The sequence below is a fragment of the Anaerostipes sp. 494a genome (assembly GCF_001940315.1).
Taxonomy (GTDB): Bacteria; Bacillota; Clostridia; order Lachnospirales; family Lachnospiraceae; genus Anaerostipes; species Anaerostipes faecalis.
In genome coordinates this window covers 1,610,001-1,628,090 of sequence record NZ_MJIF01000001.1, presented here as the reverse complement: position 1 = coordinate 1,628,090, position 18,090 = coordinate 1,610,001, and the positions used below count along the sequence as shown (strand labels likewise).

Sequence of the window (18,090 nt, the reverse complement as noted above, 5' to 3'; positions counted from 1 at the left end):
TGATGAAACATTTCATTTAAATTAAGAAGGATTATTAATTATGAACCAAAAAGTACTACAAACTTTAGAATTTGATAAAATTATTAACATCCTGACCGGTTATGCCACTACAGAATTAGGCAAATCCATGTGTTCCGGTCTAACTCCTATGACCGATGAGACTGATATTTTGAACGCACAGGATCAGACACAGGATGCATTGACACGCATTTACAAACGTGGAAATGTATCTTTTTTTGGAGTATCCGATCTCACTCCATGCCTGATGCGTCTGAAAATGAAAGGAACATTGGGAACCGGTGAGCTTCTGGACATTGCCCGGCTTTTAGAAACAGTGAAAAATGCTGTTTCTTATGGTGTCCGGACAGAAGAGGATCTGGAACCTGATTCACTGGATGAACTATTTGAAAATCTGATTCCGATGGAAGATCTTCTCCGCGAAATCCGACGTTGTATTATTTCAGAAGAGGAAATCAGTGATGATGCATCATCTTCATTAAAAAGTATTCGTCGTGCAATGAAACAGACCAATCAGAAGATCCATGCACAACTGACATCTCTTGTCAGTTCTGCTGCCAATCAGGATAAGCTGCAGGATGCTATTGTTACCATGAGAAATGGCCGCTACTGTATTCCGGTAAAACAAGAATATCGAAGCAGTTTCCAGGGAATGATCCACGACCAGTCTTCTTCTGGAAGCACATTATTTATTGAACCTATGTCTGTAGTGAATCTCAACAATGAGTTAAAAGAACTGGAAGGAAAAGAACAGACAGAAATTGAACGAATTCTATCCGCCTTAAGTGAACATGCTTCTTATGGAGTTGATGACCTTGCACATAACCAGGAAATTCTCATTCTTCTGGATTTTATTTTTGCTAAAGCAAAATATGCCAAAGACCTGGATGGTTCCAAACCTATTTTCCGCGAAGATGGTATCATTGATATTAAACAGGGACGACATCCTTTGCTGGACAGAAAAAAAGTCGTACCAATCAATGTATCTCTCGGGAAAGATTTTTCCATGCTGATCGTTACAGGCCCTAACACCGGTGGTAAAACCGTTTCACTGAAGACTGTAGGGCTTCTTACATTAATGGGACAGGCCGGCCTGCATATTCCAGCTTTTCAAGGTTCCAGCCTTGGAATTTTTGAGGAAGTCTTTGCTGATATTGGTGATGAACAAAGCATTGAACAGAATTTAAGTACTTTCTCTTCTCATATGACAAATATTGTATCCATCATCCAACAGGCGCACCGCAACTCCCTTGTTCTTTTAGATGAGCTTTGTGGTGGAACTGATCCTATTGAAGGGGCTGCGCTGGCAATTTCTATTTTGAATGATCTTCATGCCCGTAGTGTTAAAACCATGGCAACCACTCATTACAGTGAATTGAAAATGTTTGCCCTTTCCACAGATGATATTGAAAATGCTTCCTGTGAATTTGATGTGGAAACTCTTTCACCAACTTATCGTCTGATGATTGGTATTCCTGGAAAAAGTAATGCTTTTGCCATTTCCAGAAAACTGGGACTTGATGAGCATATTATTCAGGATGCATCCGGACAGATTGATCAATCTGTAAAAGACTTCGAATCTATTCTGGCAGATTTGGAAAAAAGTAAACAAACCATTGAACAGGAACAGGAAGAAATATTAGAATACCGAAAGGAAATCGAATCTCTCCGACGCAGTTTAAAATCAAAACAGGATAATATAAAAGAAAAACGTGATAAACTGCTTCGAGATGCCAGAGAAGAAGCCCATAATATTATTTCCGAAGCCAAAGAAGTGGCAGATTCTACTATTAAAGAATATAATAAACTGAAAAAACAGACCAACAATCAGAATGCCAACAAGAAAATGGAGCATATGAGAAGTGATCTTCGTGGCCGTATGACTAAGCTGGAAAATCAAATGGCATACAAATCTAAAAAACGTTCTAAAAAACGCCATGATGCCAGCGATTTTCAGGTTGGGGATGAAGTATATGTTACCAGTCTGTCTTTAGCTGGTACTGTACAGACATTACCAAATGCCAAAGGTGATCTTTATGTTCAGATGGGAATGATGCGTTCTCTTGTAAATATTAAAGATCTGGAAATTACAAAGACTGCAAAAGAAGTGAAAAAGGAAAATCAAAGAAACGAAAGTCGAAACCGGGGACGTACCGCCATCAGTAAATCAGCTTCTATTAAACCGGAAATCAATGTAATGGGAATGACCGTAGACGAGGCCATCGCCCAGCTTGATAAATATATTGATGATGCCTGTCTTGCAAATCTTAATCAGATTACAGTAGTTCACGGAAAAGGAACCGGTGCATTACGAAAAGGACTTCATAACTATTTTAAATTATTGAAAAAGCAAAAACGAATCTCCGGATATCGTGATGGTGAATACGGCGAAGGGGATCTGGGAGTAACTGTGGTCATGCTTTAAAATATTTTTCTACAACAAAAAGCTTCACCTTATCAGTAATAGTTTTTAAATCCGACAGCGGATACTGTTACTGTAAAGTGGAGCTTTTTATTCTAAAACATTTTATTTAATTTTTATCTGGCATACTTTCATAGCTTCCAGTGCATTTTGATGACTTTCCGGTGTCACCCCTGCACAACATGACGAATCAACTACAAGCTTGGCCTCAGGAAGCGCAGCTTTAATTATCATGGCATTTGATATTACGCAAATATCCGTGCATAATCCAATTAACTGGATTTCCACATCAGCACCTGCATATTCTCTTCCAAGTACATGGGCCAGCTGGGTAGATCCAAAGGTATCCTTTTTACAAAACTCATGAACATTCCCCTTTGTATCTGCAATGGCCTGCATAATTTCTCCATTCAGTGCCCATCCATCTTCCCCATAAATACAATGAGGAACCGGAAGATTCATCCCTTCCTGGGTAGAAAGGTAATCTTCTTTGTGAGTATCCAGCGTACCATAGATATCTCCCTGAAAATTTCTGATCTTATCTGCTGCAGATGAAACAATCATCTGGGCTTCTTCTGTTCCCAGTGCTCCATCGATAAAATCATTTTGCATATCAATTACTACTAATGCTTTTCTCATTGAAGCTTTTCTCCTACTAACTGATTTACCAGTTTGCCATCTGCTTTTCCTTTTACTCTTGGCATCAGATTTTTCATAACTTTTCCTTTATCTTTCATGGTTGGAGCATCAATTCCAAGTTCTGTAAGAACAGCTTCGATTTCTGCTCTGATCTGATCCTCACTCATCTGCTCTGGAGCAAATTCTTCTAAAACTGCAAGACGAGCTTTACATTCATCAATAATATCTGTACGGTCTGCAGGACAGGAATCCATAGTTTCTTTTGTCTGTTTGATTTCTTTTGCAATAATTGAATTTTCTTCTGCTTCTGTCAGATCTTCTCTTTTATCAATCTGTGCATTTTTCAATGCATTTAACAGCATGGACAAACTATCTTTTCTTTCTTTGTCCTTGTTTTTCATTGCAGTCATCATTTCTTTACGAATTACATCAATCATACTCATGAGATTAGTTCCTCCTCTTTCTTTCTCTCGTTTCCTTCTATTTTATACCTTTTACAACACAAAAGGAAGTCTCCATTGGAAACTTCCTTAAACCTCCCAGTAATATCTGCTTCCCTTCAAATCTCTTTTTAATGATTGGGCAAGCCACACATCTTTATATTTTCTCACATTAAGAAAATCCTTCTGATTCATCTTAAAAAAAATCTCCTCTTCAAAAACATAAATATACATTGGATCTTTTTTATTTTCTGGTTCTATGATCTGGGCCGCATCCACATATGCACAGCCAATATCCAGTCTCTTTCCTGTTCGTGTCTGCACACAGGTCTGCTCATACACAGGTATTCCCTCTGACATAAACAAAAACAGCTTAACAGGATGAATCCATAGACAGTTTTCTGATACTACCTCCATCTCGCAGGGAATCTGCCTACCGAAAATATAATCTCGAAGCTGATGAAGCACTTTTCTCTCTTCTTTATTTTCGGCTTTTAAAATACCCATTCCACCAAGATCACTCTTTCGGGAAATAATACCTTTTTCCAAAATCATTACTGCTTTTCCCTGCTCTTTTAAAAAATGCGCTTCCACTGCATTTTTTAAAGTTGCTTCCAAATATACGACATCGGCTTTTTTATCTGATTTCAAAATTGGATAATCGGGAAAATCTATTTTTTCCTGCCAGATTGAATGCATCCTGCTACCTCCTGAATAAATCTTCTACTGGTAGCATATGCATTTCTTCAAACCTCATACCCTTAATATTTACACTTTCCAACAGTTCTTGGATATGGAATTACATCACGTATATTTCCCATTCCGGTAACATACATTACCATTCGCTCAAATCCCAGTCCAAATCCTGAATGTCTTGTAGAACCATATTTCCTTAAATCCAGATAAAAATCATAATCCTCCGGATTCATTCCCAGCTCTTCCATTCTTGCTTCCAATTTATCCAGACTATCTTCTCTCTGGCTTCCTCCTATGATTTCTCCAATAGCCGGCACAAGAAGATCTACTGCTGCCACTGTTTTATTATCATCATTCATCTTCATATAAAAAGCTTTGATATCTTTTGGATAATCTGTTACAAATACAGGTTTTTTGAAAATCCTTTCTGTAAGATATCTTTCATGTTCTGTCTGCAGATCAATTCCCCAGGAAACCTTATATTCAAATTCATCATTATGCTGCTCCAGTATCTTCACCGCTTCTGTATAAGTAACTCTGGCAAAATCAGATTCTGCCACATGATGAAGTCTTTCCAAAAGCCCTTTGTCTATAAATTTATTGAAAAACTCCATTTCTTCAGGAGCCTTTTCCAACACATATCTGATAATATATTTTATCATCTGCTCTGCCAGAATCATATTATCTTCAAGATCTGCAAATGCCATTTCCGGTTCAATCATCCAAAACTCCGCCGCATGTCTGGTAGTATTGGATGCCTCTGCCCTGAAGGTAGGACCAAATGTATAAATATTTCGAAATGCCTGTGCAAAAGTCTCTCCTGAAAGCTGCCCGCTTACTGTCAGATTCACCGGTTTTTCAAAGAAATCATCTTCATAATCAACTTTCCCTTCTTTTGCAATTTCTTCCAGATCCATAGTGGTTACCTGAAACATTTCTCCTGCCCCTTCGCAGTCCTGTCCGGTAATAATCGGTGTATGAACATATACAAAATCTCTCTCCATAAAAAATTTATGAATTGCATATGCTACCAGAGATCTGACACGAAATACAGCCTGAAATGTATTGGTTCGTGGTCGTAAATGGGAAATACTCCTTAAATATTCAAATGTATGTCTTTTCTTCTGCAATGGATAATCAGAAGGACAACTTCCTTCTACGAAAATCTTTTCTGCCTGTATCTCAAACGGCTGTTTGGCATCAGGTGTTGCCACAAGATTTCCCTGAACGATTACTGCTGTTCCTACCGTCATCTTGCATATTTGTGAGAAATTGTCCATTTCTTTTCCATAAACAACCTGAATCGGCTCAAAAAAAGTTCCGTCATTTATAATCAGAAATCCAAAATTCTTTGAACCACGATTACTCTTCACCCATCCACATAATTCTACTGATTTCTGATCATATTCTTTAAAATTTTTAAATATTTGTCTTCCTGTCATCATCTTCATGAAACAGCTTCCTCCTGCTCCTTAAAATTTGAATAAGTTCAGACCAATTTCTTCATCATACTCTCGATCAACATTTCCTTTAATCTCTGTTAAAACCATTTCTCCGGTTCCGCTGATCACAGCCTCTGTCAGATGTCCTCCATAAACATGTCCCTCTTCATCTGCGATACTAATATGAAAATGTGCATAGGTCTCTCCATTCATGGTATTTATATTTCCTCCTATGGAAACAACCTCCAGATCACCTTCCCATGTATGTCCTTTAAACTCTTTTTCTTTTGTGTCAAATACTCCCGCCGTTACTTTTCCAACAGCACCTATTCCTGTCAAATATGCCAGTTTAATACCTTCTTTTTGCGCAACCTCCTTAAGTTTGGCAACGATTTCTTCTCCTCTGTCCAGACGAATCACATAATGATCGTCAAATTTACGGTATTCCATCTTAAATGTCTCCTTCCTGATGTTCCTTATATATTTCAAAGGATGCTTTTCCTTTTTTCTTTACGTGATATAAGGCATAATCTGCCTTTTTATACAGTTCTTTAAGTTTTTCTCCATGTGCCGGCCATAAGGCAATTCCAACGGATGCAGATAAGGTAACTGCTTTATCCTTTTGCTCATATATTTTCAGTATTTTTCCTAAAAGAACCTGCATATTCTTCGGTATAATATGTATCGGAATATTTTTCATCAGAACTGCAAATTCATCTCCTCCCAGACGATAAATGATATCTTCTGCATGAAAATGTCTGTATAATACATCTGCTACTTCTTTTAGTGCCAGATCACCAATCTGGTGTCCAAAAGTGTCATTGAGCAATTTAAAATTATCCAAATCCATAATAATAAAAGCATGACACACCTCGCTGTTTTCTGCCTCTTTCTCAAGGAATCTTTCTACCTGCTCCTCACCGCTCCTTCTGTTAAACAACCCTGTAAGATAATCACGATCCGCTTTTTCTTTCAGTTCTTTCTCACTCTTTTTCTTTTCATCAATCTCATGCATATATTGTTTCTTTTCTTTATTAGTATAATAAACAATAATTCCACATAACAATATTACTGCAATAATAATCTTCCAGATAAGCATATATATATCATTACCTAAAAGAATTTCTGCATCCACATCTAATTGTAATTCAAGTATCCTTTGCTGGATTCTGCTGTAAAAATCAAATAATGCTCCACCAACAAATACCAGAATACATATTAGAAATATTGTAATTTTTATATTTGATTTTTTATTTGAATATTTCAAAATTATTCCTCCTTGTTGATGTTTTCTTCCATTTTATCACGAATCCACGGAATCTACAATTCTCAAAGGCTTTTACCACATAGGTTACGGTAAATGTTGATATTATTTATAATCCTGAACTGATTATTTCAATATTGACAACGAAAGTAACAATCTCTATAATAATAAATCAAGTTAGGTTGCTAACTTTTTTCAATGGAGGAAACACTATGGAAGATATAGAGACAACATTAAAAGAAATGCATATGGGACGTCTGATTCAGATGCTGTCTCATAAGTTAAAACGTGATAATTACTGTCAGTGTCAGGAAGCAGATCAGGGTCTGACTCCTATTCAGAGGCATGTACTCAATTTTATTTTACTGGAAACATTGCACAGAAACGTATTCCAGAAAGATATCGAGGAAGAATTTCAGATTCGAAAATCAACTGTGACAGGAATTCTAAAGCTAATGGAACAAAACGGCTTTATAAAAAGACAAAATGACCCGAAAGATGGTCGATTAAAAAGACTGATTCCAACAGAAAAGGCAGAAGCCCTTCGTCCCGAAATTCTTGAACATATATGTCAAACAGAAAACTATCTAACAAGAGGGATTTCAGAAGAACAACTCCTGCTGTGCAAAAAAACTCTATATCAGATGCTCCAGAATCTCACATAACAAACTATCAACATTAAGGAGGTACGCAAAAACGATGAATAAAACACTTTTAAAATCAGTCCGTGAATATAAATTTCAATCGCTGATGTCCCCTTTTCTTGTAATTCTTGAAGTTCTAATGGAAGTTCTTATTCCATTGGAAATGGCTAAAATTATCGATATTGGAATTGCTCAGGGAAATATGGATTATATCATCCAGAGGGGGATTATTCTTGTAATCATGGCAATGCTTTCCCTGTTTTTTGGTGTTACTGCCGGTAATATGGCAGCCATTGCCGGTGCAGGATATGCTAAAAATCTTCGTCACGATATTTTTTATAAGGTACAGGAATTTTCTTTTCATAATATTGATCATTTTTCCACATCCGGACTTGTTACCCGTATGACCACTGATATCACCAATATCCAAATGGCCTATATGATGAGTATCCGTCTTTTAGCAAGAGCACCTATTATGGTCATTCTTTCCTGGATTATGACCTTACTGCTAAATAAGAAAGCGGCTCTGCTGTTTCTGATTATGATTCCAATTCTTGGCGGAACCCTAATCTTCATTGCAAAAAAAGCTCATCCCCATTTTATTAAAGTATTTGATGAATATGATGTATTAAATAATTCAGTTCAGGAAAATGTCAATGCATCCCGTGTAGTTAAGGCCTTTGTACGAGAAGATTTCGAAATTAACAAGTTTCATGGAATTTCTCAATATGTTTATGACTTATTTACAAAAGCAGAAAAAATTGTTGCCTGGAACTCTCCTGTTATGCAGTTTACCATGTATGTAGTAATTCTGCTCCTTGTATCTATTGGCGGAAAGAGCATTATTCAGGGAACTATGGAAACTGGAGAATTAACCAGCATTATTGTATATGCACTGCAGATTATAGGTTCCCTTATGATGGTAACTTTTGTATTCGTTATGATTATGATTGCAGAAGCATCTGCCGAACGTATTACAGAAGTACTGGAAGAAATACCGGAAATGCAGAATAAAGAACAGGCTATAACCAACGTAGCCGACGGAGACATTGTATTTGATCATGTAAACTTCAGTTATGCCGGCGAAGATGGAAATCTTTCTTTAAAAGATATTAACTTACACATCAAATCTGGTCAGACTATTGGTATTATCGGGGGAACCGGAAGCTCTAAATCCACTCTGGTTCAGCTGATTCCTCGCCTATATGATGTAACAGGAGGATCAGTAAAAGTAGGAGGTGTTGATGTCCGAAACTACCAACTGGAAGCCTTAAGAGACCAGGTATCTATGGTACTCCAGAAAAATGTCCTTTTTACCGGTACTATTTATGACAATATCCGGTGGGGAAATAGAAATGCCAGCGATGAAGAAGTTAAACACGTCTGCAGACTTGCACAGGCAGATGGATTCATCAATGAATTTCCATCTGGATATAACACTATGATTGTTCAGAGTGGTAATAATGTCTCCGGAGGTCAGAAACAAAGACTTTGTATCGCCAGAGCATTATTGAAAAAACCAAAAATTCTGATTCTTGATGATTCAACCAGTGCTGTAGATACGAAAACAGATGCTTTGATCCGTAAAGCATTTCGTGAAGAAATACCGGATACTACAAAAATTATTATTGCCCAGCGTATTTCATCTATTGAAGATGCAGACCAGATCATAGTCATTGATGGTGGTAAGATTATGGGCATGGGAACCTCTGCGGAACTGTTAAAAACAAATGAAATTTACCGGGAAATATATGAATCACAGATGAAGGGAGATGAAGATAATGAATAAAAATAGAAATGCATTAAAAACAGCAAAACGCCTGTTGCAATATGTTACAGAAACATATAAATTCCGCCTCCTTTTGGTATTTATCTGCATTCTGTTCAGCTCTATTGCCTCTATCTCTGTTTCTCTATCATTAAAATATTTGCTGGACGATTTCATTATTCCTTTGATTGGACACACAAATCCAGATTATACTGAACTTTACAGGGCTCTAACTGTACTTGGCTGTATTTTTCTGATTGGTGTTCTCTCTACTTTTATTTATACAAGAATGATGGTTTATATTGGACAGGGTGTGTTAAAACGGGTACGTGATGATATGTTTGAACATATGCAGACACTTCCAATCCGTTATTTCGACCAGAATACCAACGGCTCTATTATGAGTCTTTACACCAATGATACAGATACCTTAAGACAGATGATCAGCCAGTCCATCCCGCAGGCATTAATGTCCTTTTTTACCATTGTTGTTACTTTTATATCCATGTTAGTATTGAGTCCTCTCCTTACGATTCTTGCTGTTATCATTATTATTGTTTTGATTGCTGTAACAAAAGCAATCGGTGGAAACAGCGGAAAATATTTTGTTCGTCAGCAAAAAGCTCTGGCAGATGTTACCGGATTTATTGAAGAACGTATGAATGGACAGCGAGTTGTAAAAATCTTTAATTACGAGAAAAAATCTCAGGAGGAATTTGACCAGTTTAATGAAGTCTTATTTGAAAGTGCCGCTCAGGCAAATAAATATGCAAATATGATGGGACCGGTCATTGGTAATATTGGAAATCTTCAATTTGTATTGACCGCAGTCTTAGGTGGTCTGCTGTCTGTTAAAGGTATCGGTGGAATTACTCTTGGAGTTATGGCATCCTACCTGCAGTTTACAAAAAGTTTTACACAGCCATTTATGCAGGTGGCACAGCAATTTAACGCTATTGTTATGGCACTTGCGGGGGCAGAACGTATTTTTCAGCTTATCGACGAACAGCCTGAAGATGATGAGGGCTATGTAACCTTAGTCAATGCAAAAAAAGATGCACAGGGAAATATTGTTGAATGTAAGGAGCATACCGGAATGTGGGCATGGAAACATCCTCATTCTGCAGAAGGTACCGTAACCTATACTGAACTGACTGGAGATGTTCGCTTTGAAGATGTCACTTTTGGTTACAATGATGATAAAACCATTCTTCATGATATTAATCTGTTTGCTAAACCTGGTCAGAAACTTGCCTTTGTTGGTTCCACCGGGGCCGGGAAGACAACAATTACCAATCTAATTAACCGGTTTTATAATATTCAGCAGGGAAAGATTCGTTACGATGGAATCAATATTACCAAGATTAAAAAGGATGATTTACGACGTTCTCTTGGTATTGTCCTGCAGGATACTCATTTATTTACCGGTACGATTAAAGATAATATCCGATATGGAAATCTGGATGCTTCAGATGAAGATATTTACAAAGCAGCCCAGCTTGCCCATGCGGATCAATTTATACAAATGCTTCCACAAGGTTATGACACCATGTTAAACGGAGATGGAGAAGAATTATCTCAGGGACAACGTCAGCTTCTATCTATTGCCAGAGCTGCTGTTGCAGACCCTCCGGTACTGATTCTCGATGAAGCGACCTCCAGCATTGATACCCGTACAGAAAGTATTGTTCAAAAAGGAATGGATAATCTGATGAAAGGCCGTACCGTATTTGTCATTGCCCACCGCCTCTCTACCATTCGAAACAGTGATGCAATCATGGTCTTAGATCACGGAAGAATCATTGAACGTGGAGATCATAAAGATTTAATAAAACAGAAAGGAACCTATTATCAGTTATACACCGGTAAACTGGAACTTTCTTAAAGTAAATACTTTGATATATGAATTCAATAATAAAGGAGAGGCTGATTACACCTTGTGTAACAGCCTCTCCTTCTTATCATTTATTTTCTTACTCAGAAATCATAGTAAAATCTTCCCATGGAATGTCAACTTCTGCACCATTATTAATAATATCATCTACATGCATAAGTAATGGGTAATCTTTCAAATCAACGATTCCTCTTTCAGCCAGTTTCTTAACAGCACGAGCTGTTCTTGTAGCAATAACGATAGATTCCAGAGTCACACCTTTTAGTTCTTCCATTGCTTCATCAAATGATAAGCCACGTCCTAATAATGTTCCAATTTTACGTGTTCTTCCTCCGAATACGGTTACATATAAGTCACCAGCTCCGTGAATGATATTTTCTGGTTTTCCACCGATTAAGTCTAACAAACGAATCATTTCTTTAACACCTTGTCCAAACAGTGCTGCCTGAGAATTATAATGTACAGCACCTATTTCTCCATCTCTCTTTTCTGCAAGACCTACTGCCAATGATACACCTAATGCATAAGCATTTTTCATAGCTACAGCACATTCAACACCAACAACATCTGTAGATAAACTGATATGATAGTAATCTGTAGCAAGCAGAGATTTGATGAATTTCAATGTTTCCATATCTTTTCCGCAGAAAGCAACATGGCTGTCATCATGATCTGCTAATTCATAACTTGTACATGGACCACCGATTGCGTTAAAGTTAATATTTTTTCCTTCTGGCTGTCTTTGTGCAAAAATATGTGGATAAGGTACTAATGTTCCATCATCCAGATCCACCATACCTTTTGTTACTGTTAACAATGGTACATCTTCTGGAAGTACTGGTAATATTTCATCACAGAACCAATCTAAACCAAAACTGCTGACTCCACCAAGAATTAAATCTGCACCTTCCAGTGCTTCTTCTAATTCTTCGATCTGATAATATTTGATTCCATCATGTAATGTTCTCTTTAATGTAATATGGAAATTATCTTTTCTTAATCCATCAATGATATCTCTATCAAGTGGTGATCCAACAAGACGAACCTCATGTCCGTTTTCGAATGCTGGGAATGTGATTGCAGAGTTCATCTGACCTGCACATACAAATGTTATAACGCTCATTTCTTTTCCTCCTGAAATTTTAATTAAATTATTTTGCTACTTTTTTACATGCAACAATATCTACACCAAGTCCTAATACATCTGGAATCACTACATCTCCCACCTGTACCGGTGCTTTAACTGTCACCTTTGTTAACTCGTCCATAATATCATATATTCTTCCCTTAGGAATATCCCCTTTGGTTTTTACCGGAACACGCCTTGCTGTCTGAGCATCTACTTTTACTGTAGAAGTAATTACTCTGGTAGGATTTACCAGCTCTTTTTCACCATAGGCAGCTCCTCTAGGACATCCGTTTCCTGTGACTTTATATCCATTTTCCTCATCAACTTTTAAATGACATCCTTTTGGACACACAATACAAATTAACTCTGTCATTTTCTGCACCTTCCTTTTCTACTCCACAGATACTGTGATTTCTCCATTTTCAACTTTATCTAAAAATGCCTTTGGAATAACGATTTTTTCCATCTCACCTGGAGCCATATGTTCACGTTTGAAAGATGCAAGCTGTTCTCCATTGGATCTTACTTTGATTTCAACGTTTTTGAATACATTTCTTACACGAAACATAACTTCAACCATTTTATCTACATTTGCCGGACGAATTTTCTGTGGTACTGTATATCCGACATTATCTCCGTTCTTCAATTCAATACAAGTCTGATCTTTTGTTTCTCCATTTTTTACATATTCTGCAGCACTTCTTCCTGCTTTCTGGCTTTCTGCTGTAACGAAGTCAACCAGATCATGTACATGTACAACATTTCCACTGGCAAATATACCTTCCGCAGAAGTTTCCATATTTTCAAATACAACTGGTCCATTTGTTCTTGGATCCATTGTTATTCCTGCTGCTCTTGTCAATTCATTTTCAGGAATCAGACCTACAGATAGCAGAACTGTATCTACATCAAATTCGATTTCTGTTCCCGGAATTGGAGTATTTGTTTCATCCACTTTCTGAACGATAACTTTTTCTACTCTCTTATCTCCCTGGATATCTGTAATGGTGTGAGATAAGTACAAAGGAATATCATAGTCTTCCAGGCACTGTACAATGTTACGTGTTAAGCCATTAGAATATGGACAAAGTTCTACACAGCCAACAACTTTAGCACCTTCTAAGCTCATACGTCTTGCCATAATCAGTCCGATATCACCAGAACCTAAAATCAGGACCTTTTTACCTACCATATATCCTTCAATATTTACATAACGCTGTGCAGCACCTGCGGTAAACACTCCTGCCGGGCGGTCCCCGGGAATTGCAATAGCTCCTCTTGTTCTTTCTCGGCATCCCATGTTTAGAATAATAGATTTTCCTTCCAGTTTCATGTAGCCATCTTTTTTATTCATCGCATGAACACATTTTTCCTGTTCATCCACATCCAATACCATAGTATCCAGCATCACCTGAATATTGGTCTGCTCTAACATTTCAATAAATTTTCCTGCATATTCAGGACCTGTTAATTCCTCTTTAAAATAATGAAGTCCAAAACCATTATGTATACACTGATTTAAAATTCCACCTAATTCCTGATCACGTTCAATCACCAAGATGCTTTCGGCACCATTTTTACTTGCTTCTACTGCTGCCGCTAATCCTGCCGGACCTCCACCGACTACAATTACATCATATTTCATTATCTGGCACCTCCATCCTTCGTTTCTCCTGTAATAATATCTGTTCCCAATCGATCCTGTGGCACATCTTTCAATGGAATATTTAATTCTCTGGAGATGATTTCCTGTACTCTTGGTCCACAGAAACCACCCTGGCATCTACCCATACCTGCATTACATCTTCTCTTAACAGCATCAATGGAAGTTGCAGGAATCGGACGATGGATTGCGTCAACGATTTCTCCTTCTGTAACTGTTTCACAACGGCAAATGATCTTTCCATATAAAGGATTTTCTTTTACTAATTCTGCACGTTTTTCATGGCTTAAATGTTTGAAACGATTTACTTTTCTTGTATCTACAATATCATTTTTCTCTTCCAGTACAAGCCCGGTATCAGCAAGCATTTTTACAACATCCAATGCAATCGCTGTTGCAGATGATAATCCTGGAGATTCCATTCCTCCGATATTGATGAATCCCTTGTTTTTCTTATCTTCATAAATCTGAAAATCATGTTTTTTTGTTCTTGCACGAACACCTGCAAAATTACGAATGGATTCTCTGAAGTTAATTCCTGGCACGGATTTTAATGCTGTATTTTTTACAAAACTAAGTCCGCTGCCTGTTGTTGATGTATCATCTCCAGCAGATGGCTGGGAATCAGGACCTACAATTAAGTTTCCATGTACTGTAGGTGAGACTAAAACTCCCTTACCTTTTTCATTTGGACACTGAAAAATAACATGATTTACCAGATTTCCCTGACTCTTATCTAATAAGTAATACTCACCTTTGTTTGGAGTAATTTCAAACGTCTTTTCATTTATCAGTTCATTAACTTTATCTGCAAAAACTCCCGCTGCATTACAGATATATTTTGCTTCGATCATTCCATTGTTTGTTTCAATCTGGTATGCATCATCTTTCTTTTCGATTCCAGTCACTTCTGTGTTTAATTTAATGTCTACTCCATTTTCTACTGCTGTCTCTGCAAGTGCAATTGCCAGTTCCCATGGACTGACAATACCGACATTTGGTGATAACAATGCTGCAACTGCATTATCTGATATGTTTGGTTCTTCTTTATGAAGTTTTTCTTTATCCCAGATTTCCATATGAGGAACACCATTTTGGGCACCGCGCTCTTTTAACTCTTCTAAAGTTTTCTTTTCTTCTTCACTAAAAGCTACAACCAAAGCTCCAATCTGTTTAAATGGTACATCCAGCTTTTGACAAAGTTCTTTCGTATAAACATTTCCTTTAATATTGTACTTTGCCATTAAAGTTCCCGGTTTTGGATCGTATCCTCCATGGATAATTGCACTGTTTGCTTTTGTGGTTCCTACAGAAACATCATTTTCCTTCTCGATCACTACTGCATTAATGTTATATTTTCCAAGTTCGTATGCGATTGAACAGCCTGTGATTCCTGCACCGATAATTGCTACATCATACACTGTTTTATCCCTCCTGTTTTCATTTACATTTGACTCTTACTGACTTAATCTAATCACACTTTTCCCCTTGTGTCAAACACCGCAAACGCCCATTTTATGCGGTTTTTCTCAATTTTAAATTAATCATTACTTTTGATTAACAATGCTTTTAAATACATATTTTTCTGATATTTTTTTCAGAACTGCAGAAACTCTTGAAAAGGTTATTAATCATTTGTATAATATTATTAATCGAATACAACTTTCAATTAATAATTTCAATTAATCAAAAAAAATCATTCTTTTTTTTTCAATGATTTTTGAAAAAAACTATAAGAACGGAGGATATATAATGGGAAAAAGAAATAAAGTTACCACAAGAGATATTGCAGAATATTCAGGAGTCTCACAATCTACAGTCTCGATGATTTTAAGCAATAAACCTCATGTATCTTTTTCAAAGGATACTATTGATAAAGTAAAAGATGCAGCCAAAGAACTGGGCTATATAAAGCCAGTGAAAGGATCAAAAAAGAAAGATACTGCTTTGGCAAAAAGTATTATTGTCATTTGTCCGATTTTATCCAATGGCTACTATTCTATGATTATCCATTCAATTACAGAGCGGGCAAAAGAATATGGATACACCGTTTTTACTATTTCCACATTAAGAGATGTTTCCAGGGAAGAGCTGTATCTCAATCTGTTATCTGGTTTCGAACTTGCTGGAGTTATTTCTTTATATCCTCCAACTAAAATTGCTGAAGCCAATGCATTATCCAAACAGGTACCTGTAGTCTCCATCGGTGACAAACCCGAATCCTGCCGTTTTGATTCTGTTGAACTTGATAGTAAAAAACCTGGTTATATTATTGGCGATTATTTAATATCCCTGGGACACACACACGTAACTTATGTGTCAACACCGATTCGTGCCAAAGAAGTTGGACGAATCCATCGTTTAGAAGGTTTGAAAGCAAGTTTTAAAGATCATGGCATTGATCCTTCACAAATCGAAGTGAAATCTCCAACCATGGCTGCCTATGGACGTTATCCCGCAGACAGCTCTGAATATCAAAACGGTTATGATCTTGCTGCACAGTCTTTAGATGAACAAACTCCCTCTACCGCTTTTGTAGGAAATAATGATATGACTGCTTTTGGAATTATGGCGGCTATTTCAGATTACGGTTATCGCATTCCTTCAGATTATTCTGTTTGCGGTTTTGATAATATTACTTTATCTTCTATGCCTCAGATTTCCTTGACTACCATAGAACATGCTTCTGTATACAAAGGACGAGAAGCTGTGGATATTATTTATAAAAAAATGCCCAAAAGGATAGTCCTTCTAAACACCACTATATTATGCGAATGGAATATGAACCGGAATTAATCGTTCGAAATTCAACTGGAAAGTGTAAAGTCATATAAAATTAAAGCACTAGAACAAATCGAACAAGATTATGTACAAAAAGAAAACAAAAAGGTCTGCAATAAATTAATATTATTGCAGACCTTTAAAATTGCGGGAGCCGGATTTGAACCAACGACCTTCGGGTTATGAGCCCGACGAGCTACCAGACTGCTCCATCCCGCGCCATTTTATGAAATTAAACTGAACACTTAGAATCACTAAGTGTTTAGAAAAGGCGCCAACCAGATTTGAACTGGTGATCGGGGAGTTGCAGTCCCATGCCTTACCACTTGGCTATGGCGCCACATAATAAATTGTATGCTCATATTTCAAAAAATATGACTCCAACGGGATTTGAACCCGTGTTACCGCCGTGAAAGGGCGGTGTCTTAACCACTTGACCATGGAGCCTTTTTTCTGACCGCTTCACGGCCTTCTTTTCCTGATACCTCCCGGTATCTTGACCTCCCCGAGCCGGGCTCGAACCAGCGACAGCACGGTTAACAGCCGTGTGCTCTACCAACTGAGCTATCGAGGATCATCAGGCTTGTGCCTTCAAAACATCATACAAGATCTCTTGCAAGTCATCCCTCACTCTGCCTTCTCTGGTTAAAGCCTCGACCGATTAGTAACAGTCAGCTCCATGTATTGCTACACTTCCACCTCTGCCCTATCAACCTCGTAGTCTTCAAGGGGTCTTACTACCTTATGGTATGGGAAATCTTATCTTTAGGGGGGCTTCACGCTTAGATGCCTTCAGCGTTTATCCCTTCCAGACTTGGCTACTCTGCCATGCACTTGGCAGTACAACAGATACACCAGCGGTCCGTCCATCCCGGTCCTCTCGTACTAAGGACAGCTCCTATCAAATTTCCTCCGCCTGCGCCGGATAGGGACCGAACTGTCTCACGACGTTCTGAACCCAGCTCGCGTACCGCTTTAATGGGCGAACAGCCCAACCCTTGGAACCTGCTACAGCTCCAGGATGCGATGAGCCGACATCGAGGTGCCAAACCACTCCGTCGATGTGAACTCTTGGGAGTGATAAGCCTGTTATCCCCAGGGTAGCTTTTATCCGTTGAGCGATGGCAATCCCACGTTATACCACCGGATCACTAAGTCCTACTTTCGTACCTGCTCCACCCGTCGGTGTCACAGTCAAGCTCCCTTCTGCCTTTGCACTCTTCGAATGGTTTCCGACCATTCTGAGGGAACCTTTGAGCGCCTCCGATACCCTTTCGGAGGCGACCGCCC

15 protein-coding genes, 4 tRNA genes and 1 rRNA gene (1 of these 20 cut by a window edge) are annotated in these 18,090 nt (G+C 37.9%); 5 read left to right on the top strand and 15 right to left on the bottom strand.

Features of this window, described 5'->3' with window-relative positions; all coding sequences use genetic code 11:
• The first annotated feature begins 40 nt into the window (after positions 1–40).
• On the top strand, positions 41–2,443 hold the full coding sequence (locus BHF70_RS08230) for an endonuclease MutS2 (RefSeq protein WP_075759768.1): 2,403 nt from the start codon (positions 41–43) through the stop codon (positions 2,441–2,443).
• A gap of 102 nt (positions 2,444–2,545) precedes the next feature.
• Here BHF70_RS08230 and BHF70_RS08225 read toward each other — a convergent pair whose 3' ends face one another.
• The 6 genes from BHF70_RS08225 to BHF70_RS08200 form a co-directional block, all read right to left on the bottom strand.
• Positions 2,546–3,079 carry a cysteine hydrolase family protein gene (locus tag BHF70_RS08225; protein WP_075759767.1) on the bottom strand — a complete coding sequence of 178 codons (534 nt, stop codon included), beginning with the start codon at positions 3,077–3,079 and terminating at the stop codon, positions 2,546–2,548.
• Positions 3,076–3,522, bottom strand: coding sequence for a GatB/YqeY domain-containing protein (locus tag BHF70_RS08220; RefSeq protein ID WP_075759766.1), 447 nt, complete (start codon positions 3,520–3,522; stop codon positions 3,076–3,078). Before BHF70_RS08220 ends, BHF70_RS08225 begins: the two co-directional genes overlap by 4 nt.
• A gap of 87 nt (positions 3,523–3,609) precedes the next feature.
• Complete coding sequence (locus tag BHF70_RS08215) at positions 3,610–4,218, bottom strand: hypothetical protein (protein ID WP_075759765.1); 609 nt, start codon at positions 4,216–4,218, stop codon at positions 3,610–3,612.
• A 62-nt stretch (positions 4,219–4,280) separates the two neighbouring features.
• Positions 4,281–5,666 (bottom strand): asparagine--tRNA ligase, encoded by a 1,386-nt coding sequence (asnS, locus tag BHF70_RS08210; protein WP_075759764.1) that lies wholly within the window; start codon positions 5,664–5,666, stop codon positions 4,281–4,283.
• Positions 5,667–5,687: 21 nt separating this feature from the next.
• A complete protein-coding gene (locus tag BHF70_RS08205; RefSeq protein ID WP_075759763.1) occupies positions 5,688–6,107 on the bottom strand; it encodes a PPC domain-containing DNA-binding protein in 420 nt (139 codons plus the stop codon).
• A 1-nt stretch (position 6,108) separates the two neighbouring features.
• The gene (locus tag BHF70_RS08200) at positions 6,109–6,924 is read right to left on the bottom strand and encodes a GGDEF domain-containing protein (protein ID WP_075759762.1); all 816 of its coding nucleotides are present in this window, start codon (positions 6,922–6,924) and stop codon (positions 6,109–6,111) included.
• A 209-nt stretch (positions 6,925–7,133) separates the two neighbouring features.
• Between BHF70_RS08200 and BHF70_RS08195 the strand changes: the two genes are divergently transcribed.
• From BHF70_RS08195 to BHF70_RS08185, 3 genes are read left to right on the top strand one after another with little or no spacing between them, the layout of a single operon-like run.
• Complete coding sequence (locus BHF70_RS08195; protein ID WP_075759761.1) at positions 7,134–7,586, top strand: MarR family winged helix-turn-helix transcriptional regulator; 453 nt, start codon at positions 7,134–7,136, stop codon at positions 7,584–7,586.
• Positions 7,587–7,620: 34 nt separating this feature from the next.
• Positions 7,621–9,354: an ABC transporter ATP-binding protein gene (locus BHF70_RS08190; RefSeq protein WP_075759760.1), complete on the top strand. Its 1,734-nt coding sequence runs from the start codon at positions 7,621–7,623 to the stop codon at positions 9,352–9,354.
• On the top strand, positions 9,347–11,218 hold the full coding sequence (locus BHF70_RS08185) for an ABC transporter ATP-binding protein (RefSeq protein WP_075759759.1): 1,872 nt from the start codon (positions 9,347–9,349) through the stop codon (positions 11,216–11,218). The genes BHF70_RS08190 and BHF70_RS08185 overlap by 8 nt, the downstream gene beginning before the upstream one ends.
• Positions 11,219–11,306: 88 nt before the next feature.
• Here the strand turns inward: BHF70_RS08185 and BHF70_RS08180 are convergent, their stop codons facing one another.
• Genes BHF70_RS08180 through BHF70_RS08165 form a run of 4 tightly spaced genes read right to left on the bottom strand, consistent with a single transcriptional unit; the run spans position 11,307 to position 15,440 of the window.
• Positions 11,307–12,350 carry a glycerol-3-phosphate dehydrogenase gene (locus tag BHF70_RS08180; protein WP_075759758.1) on the bottom strand — a complete coding sequence of 348 codons (1,044 nt, stop codon included), beginning with the start codon at positions 12,348–12,350 and terminating at the stop codon, positions 11,307–11,309.
• A 28-nt stretch (positions 12,351–12,378) separates the two neighbouring features.
• On the bottom strand, positions 12,379–12,729 hold the full coding sequence (locus BHF70_RS08175; RefSeq protein ID WP_075759757.1) for a DUF1667 domain-containing protein: 351 nt from the start codon (positions 12,727–12,729) through the stop codon (positions 12,379–12,381).
• A gap of 18 nt (positions 12,730–12,747) precedes the next feature.
• Positions 12,748–14,001, bottom strand: a complete 1,254-nt coding sequence (locus tag BHF70_RS08170; RefSeq protein ID WP_075759756.1) for an NAD(P)/FAD-dependent oxidoreductase — start codon at positions 13,999–14,001, stop codon at positions 12,748–12,750.
• Positions 14,001–15,440: an NAD(P)/FAD-dependent oxidoreductase gene (locus BHF70_RS08165; RefSeq protein ID WP_075759755.1), complete on the bottom strand. Its 1,440-nt coding sequence runs from the start codon at positions 15,438–15,440 to the stop codon at positions 14,001–14,003. The genes BHF70_RS08170 and BHF70_RS08165 overlap by 1 nt, the downstream gene beginning before the upstream one ends.
• Positions 15,441–15,771: 331 nt before the next feature.
• Between BHF70_RS08165 and BHF70_RS08160 the strand changes: the two genes are divergently transcribed.
• Positions 15,772–16,815 (top strand): LacI family DNA-binding transcriptional regulator, encoded by a 1,044-nt coding sequence (locus BHF70_RS08160; protein WP_242946352.1) that lies wholly within the window; start codon positions 15,772–15,774, stop codon positions 16,813–16,815.
• Between the two features lie 130 nt (positions 16,816–16,945).
• On the opposite strand, the gene BHF70_RS08155 is transcribed toward BHF70_RS08160, so the two are convergent.
• From BHF70_RS08155 to BHF70_RS08135, 5 genes are all read right to left on the bottom strand, one after another.
• Positions 16,946–17,019: transfer RNA gene (locus BHF70_RS08155), tRNA-Met, on the bottom strand.
• A gap of 50 nt (positions 17,020–17,069) precedes the next feature.
• Positions 17,070–17,140: transfer RNA gene (locus tag BHF70_RS08150), tRNA-Cys, on the bottom strand.
• Between the two features lie 35 nt (positions 17,141–17,175).
• Positions 17,176–17,247: transfer RNA gene (locus BHF70_RS08145), tRNA-Glu, on the bottom strand.
• 54 nt (positions 17,248–17,301) lie between these two features.
• A tRNA-Asn gene (locus BHF70_RS08140) sits at positions 17,302–17,374 on the bottom strand.
• Positions 17,375–17,441: 67 nt separating this feature from the next.
• A 23S ribosomal RNA gene (locus BHF70_RS08135) occupies positions 17,442–18,090 on the bottom strand; it runs 2,236 nt beyond the window's last position.

What these genes read in the sequence shown, in the direction of transcription:
- BHF70_RS08205 (WP_075759763.1), bottom strand. Translation starts at nt 6,107, where the DNA reads ATGGAATACCGTAAATTTGACGATCATTATGTGATTCGTCTGGACAGA.
- BHF70_RS08215 (WP_075759765.1), bottom strand. Translation starts at nt 4,218, where the DNA reads ATGCATTCAATCTGGCAGGAAAAAATAGATTTTCCCGATTATCCAATT.
- BHF70_RS08195 (WP_075759761.1), top strand. Translation starts at nt 7,134, where the DNA reads ATGGAAGATATAGAGACAACATTAAAAGAAATGCATATGGGACGTCTG.
- asnS (WP_075759764.1), bottom strand. Translation starts at nt 5,666, where the DNA reads ATGAAGATGATGACAGGAAGACAAATATTTAAAAATTTTAAAGAATAT.
- BHF70_RS08180 (WP_075759758.1), bottom strand. Translation starts at nt 12,350, where the DNA reads ATGAGCGTTATAACATTTGTATGTGCAGGTCAGATGAACTCTGCAATC.
- BHF70_RS08220 (WP_075759766.1), bottom strand. Translation starts at nt 3,522, where the DNA reads ATGAGTATGATTGATGTAATTCGTAAAGAAATGATGACTGCAATGAAA.
- BHF70_RS08190 (WP_075759760.1), top strand. Translation starts at nt 7,621, where the DNA reads ATGAATAAAACACTTTTAAAATCAGTCCGTGAATATAAATTTCAATCG.
- BHF70_RS08185 (WP_075759759.1), top strand. Translation starts at nt 9,347, where the DNA reads ATGAATAAAAATAGAAATGCATTAAAAACAGCAAAACGCCTGTTGCAA.
- BHF70_RS08175 (WP_075759757.1), bottom strand. Translation starts at nt 12,729, where the DNA reads ATGACAGAGTTAATTTGTATTGTGTGTCCAAAAGGATGTCATTTAAAA.
- BHF70_RS08160 (WP_242946352.1), top strand. Translation starts at nt 15,772, where the DNA reads ATGGGAAAAAGAAATAAAGTTACCACAAGAGATATTGCAGAATATTCA.
- BHF70_RS08230 (WP_075759768.1), top strand. Translation starts at nt 41, where the DNA reads ATGAACCAAAAAGTACTACAAACTTTAGAATTTGATAAAATTATTAAC.
- BHF70_RS08170 (WP_075759756.1), bottom strand. Translation starts at nt 14,001, where the DNA reads ATGAAATATGATGTAATTGTAGTCGGTGGAGGTCCGGCAGGATTAGCG.
- BHF70_RS08225 (WP_075759767.1), bottom strand. Translation starts at nt 3,079, where the DNA reads ATGAGAAAAGCATTAGTAGTAATTGATATGCAAAATGATTTTATCGAT.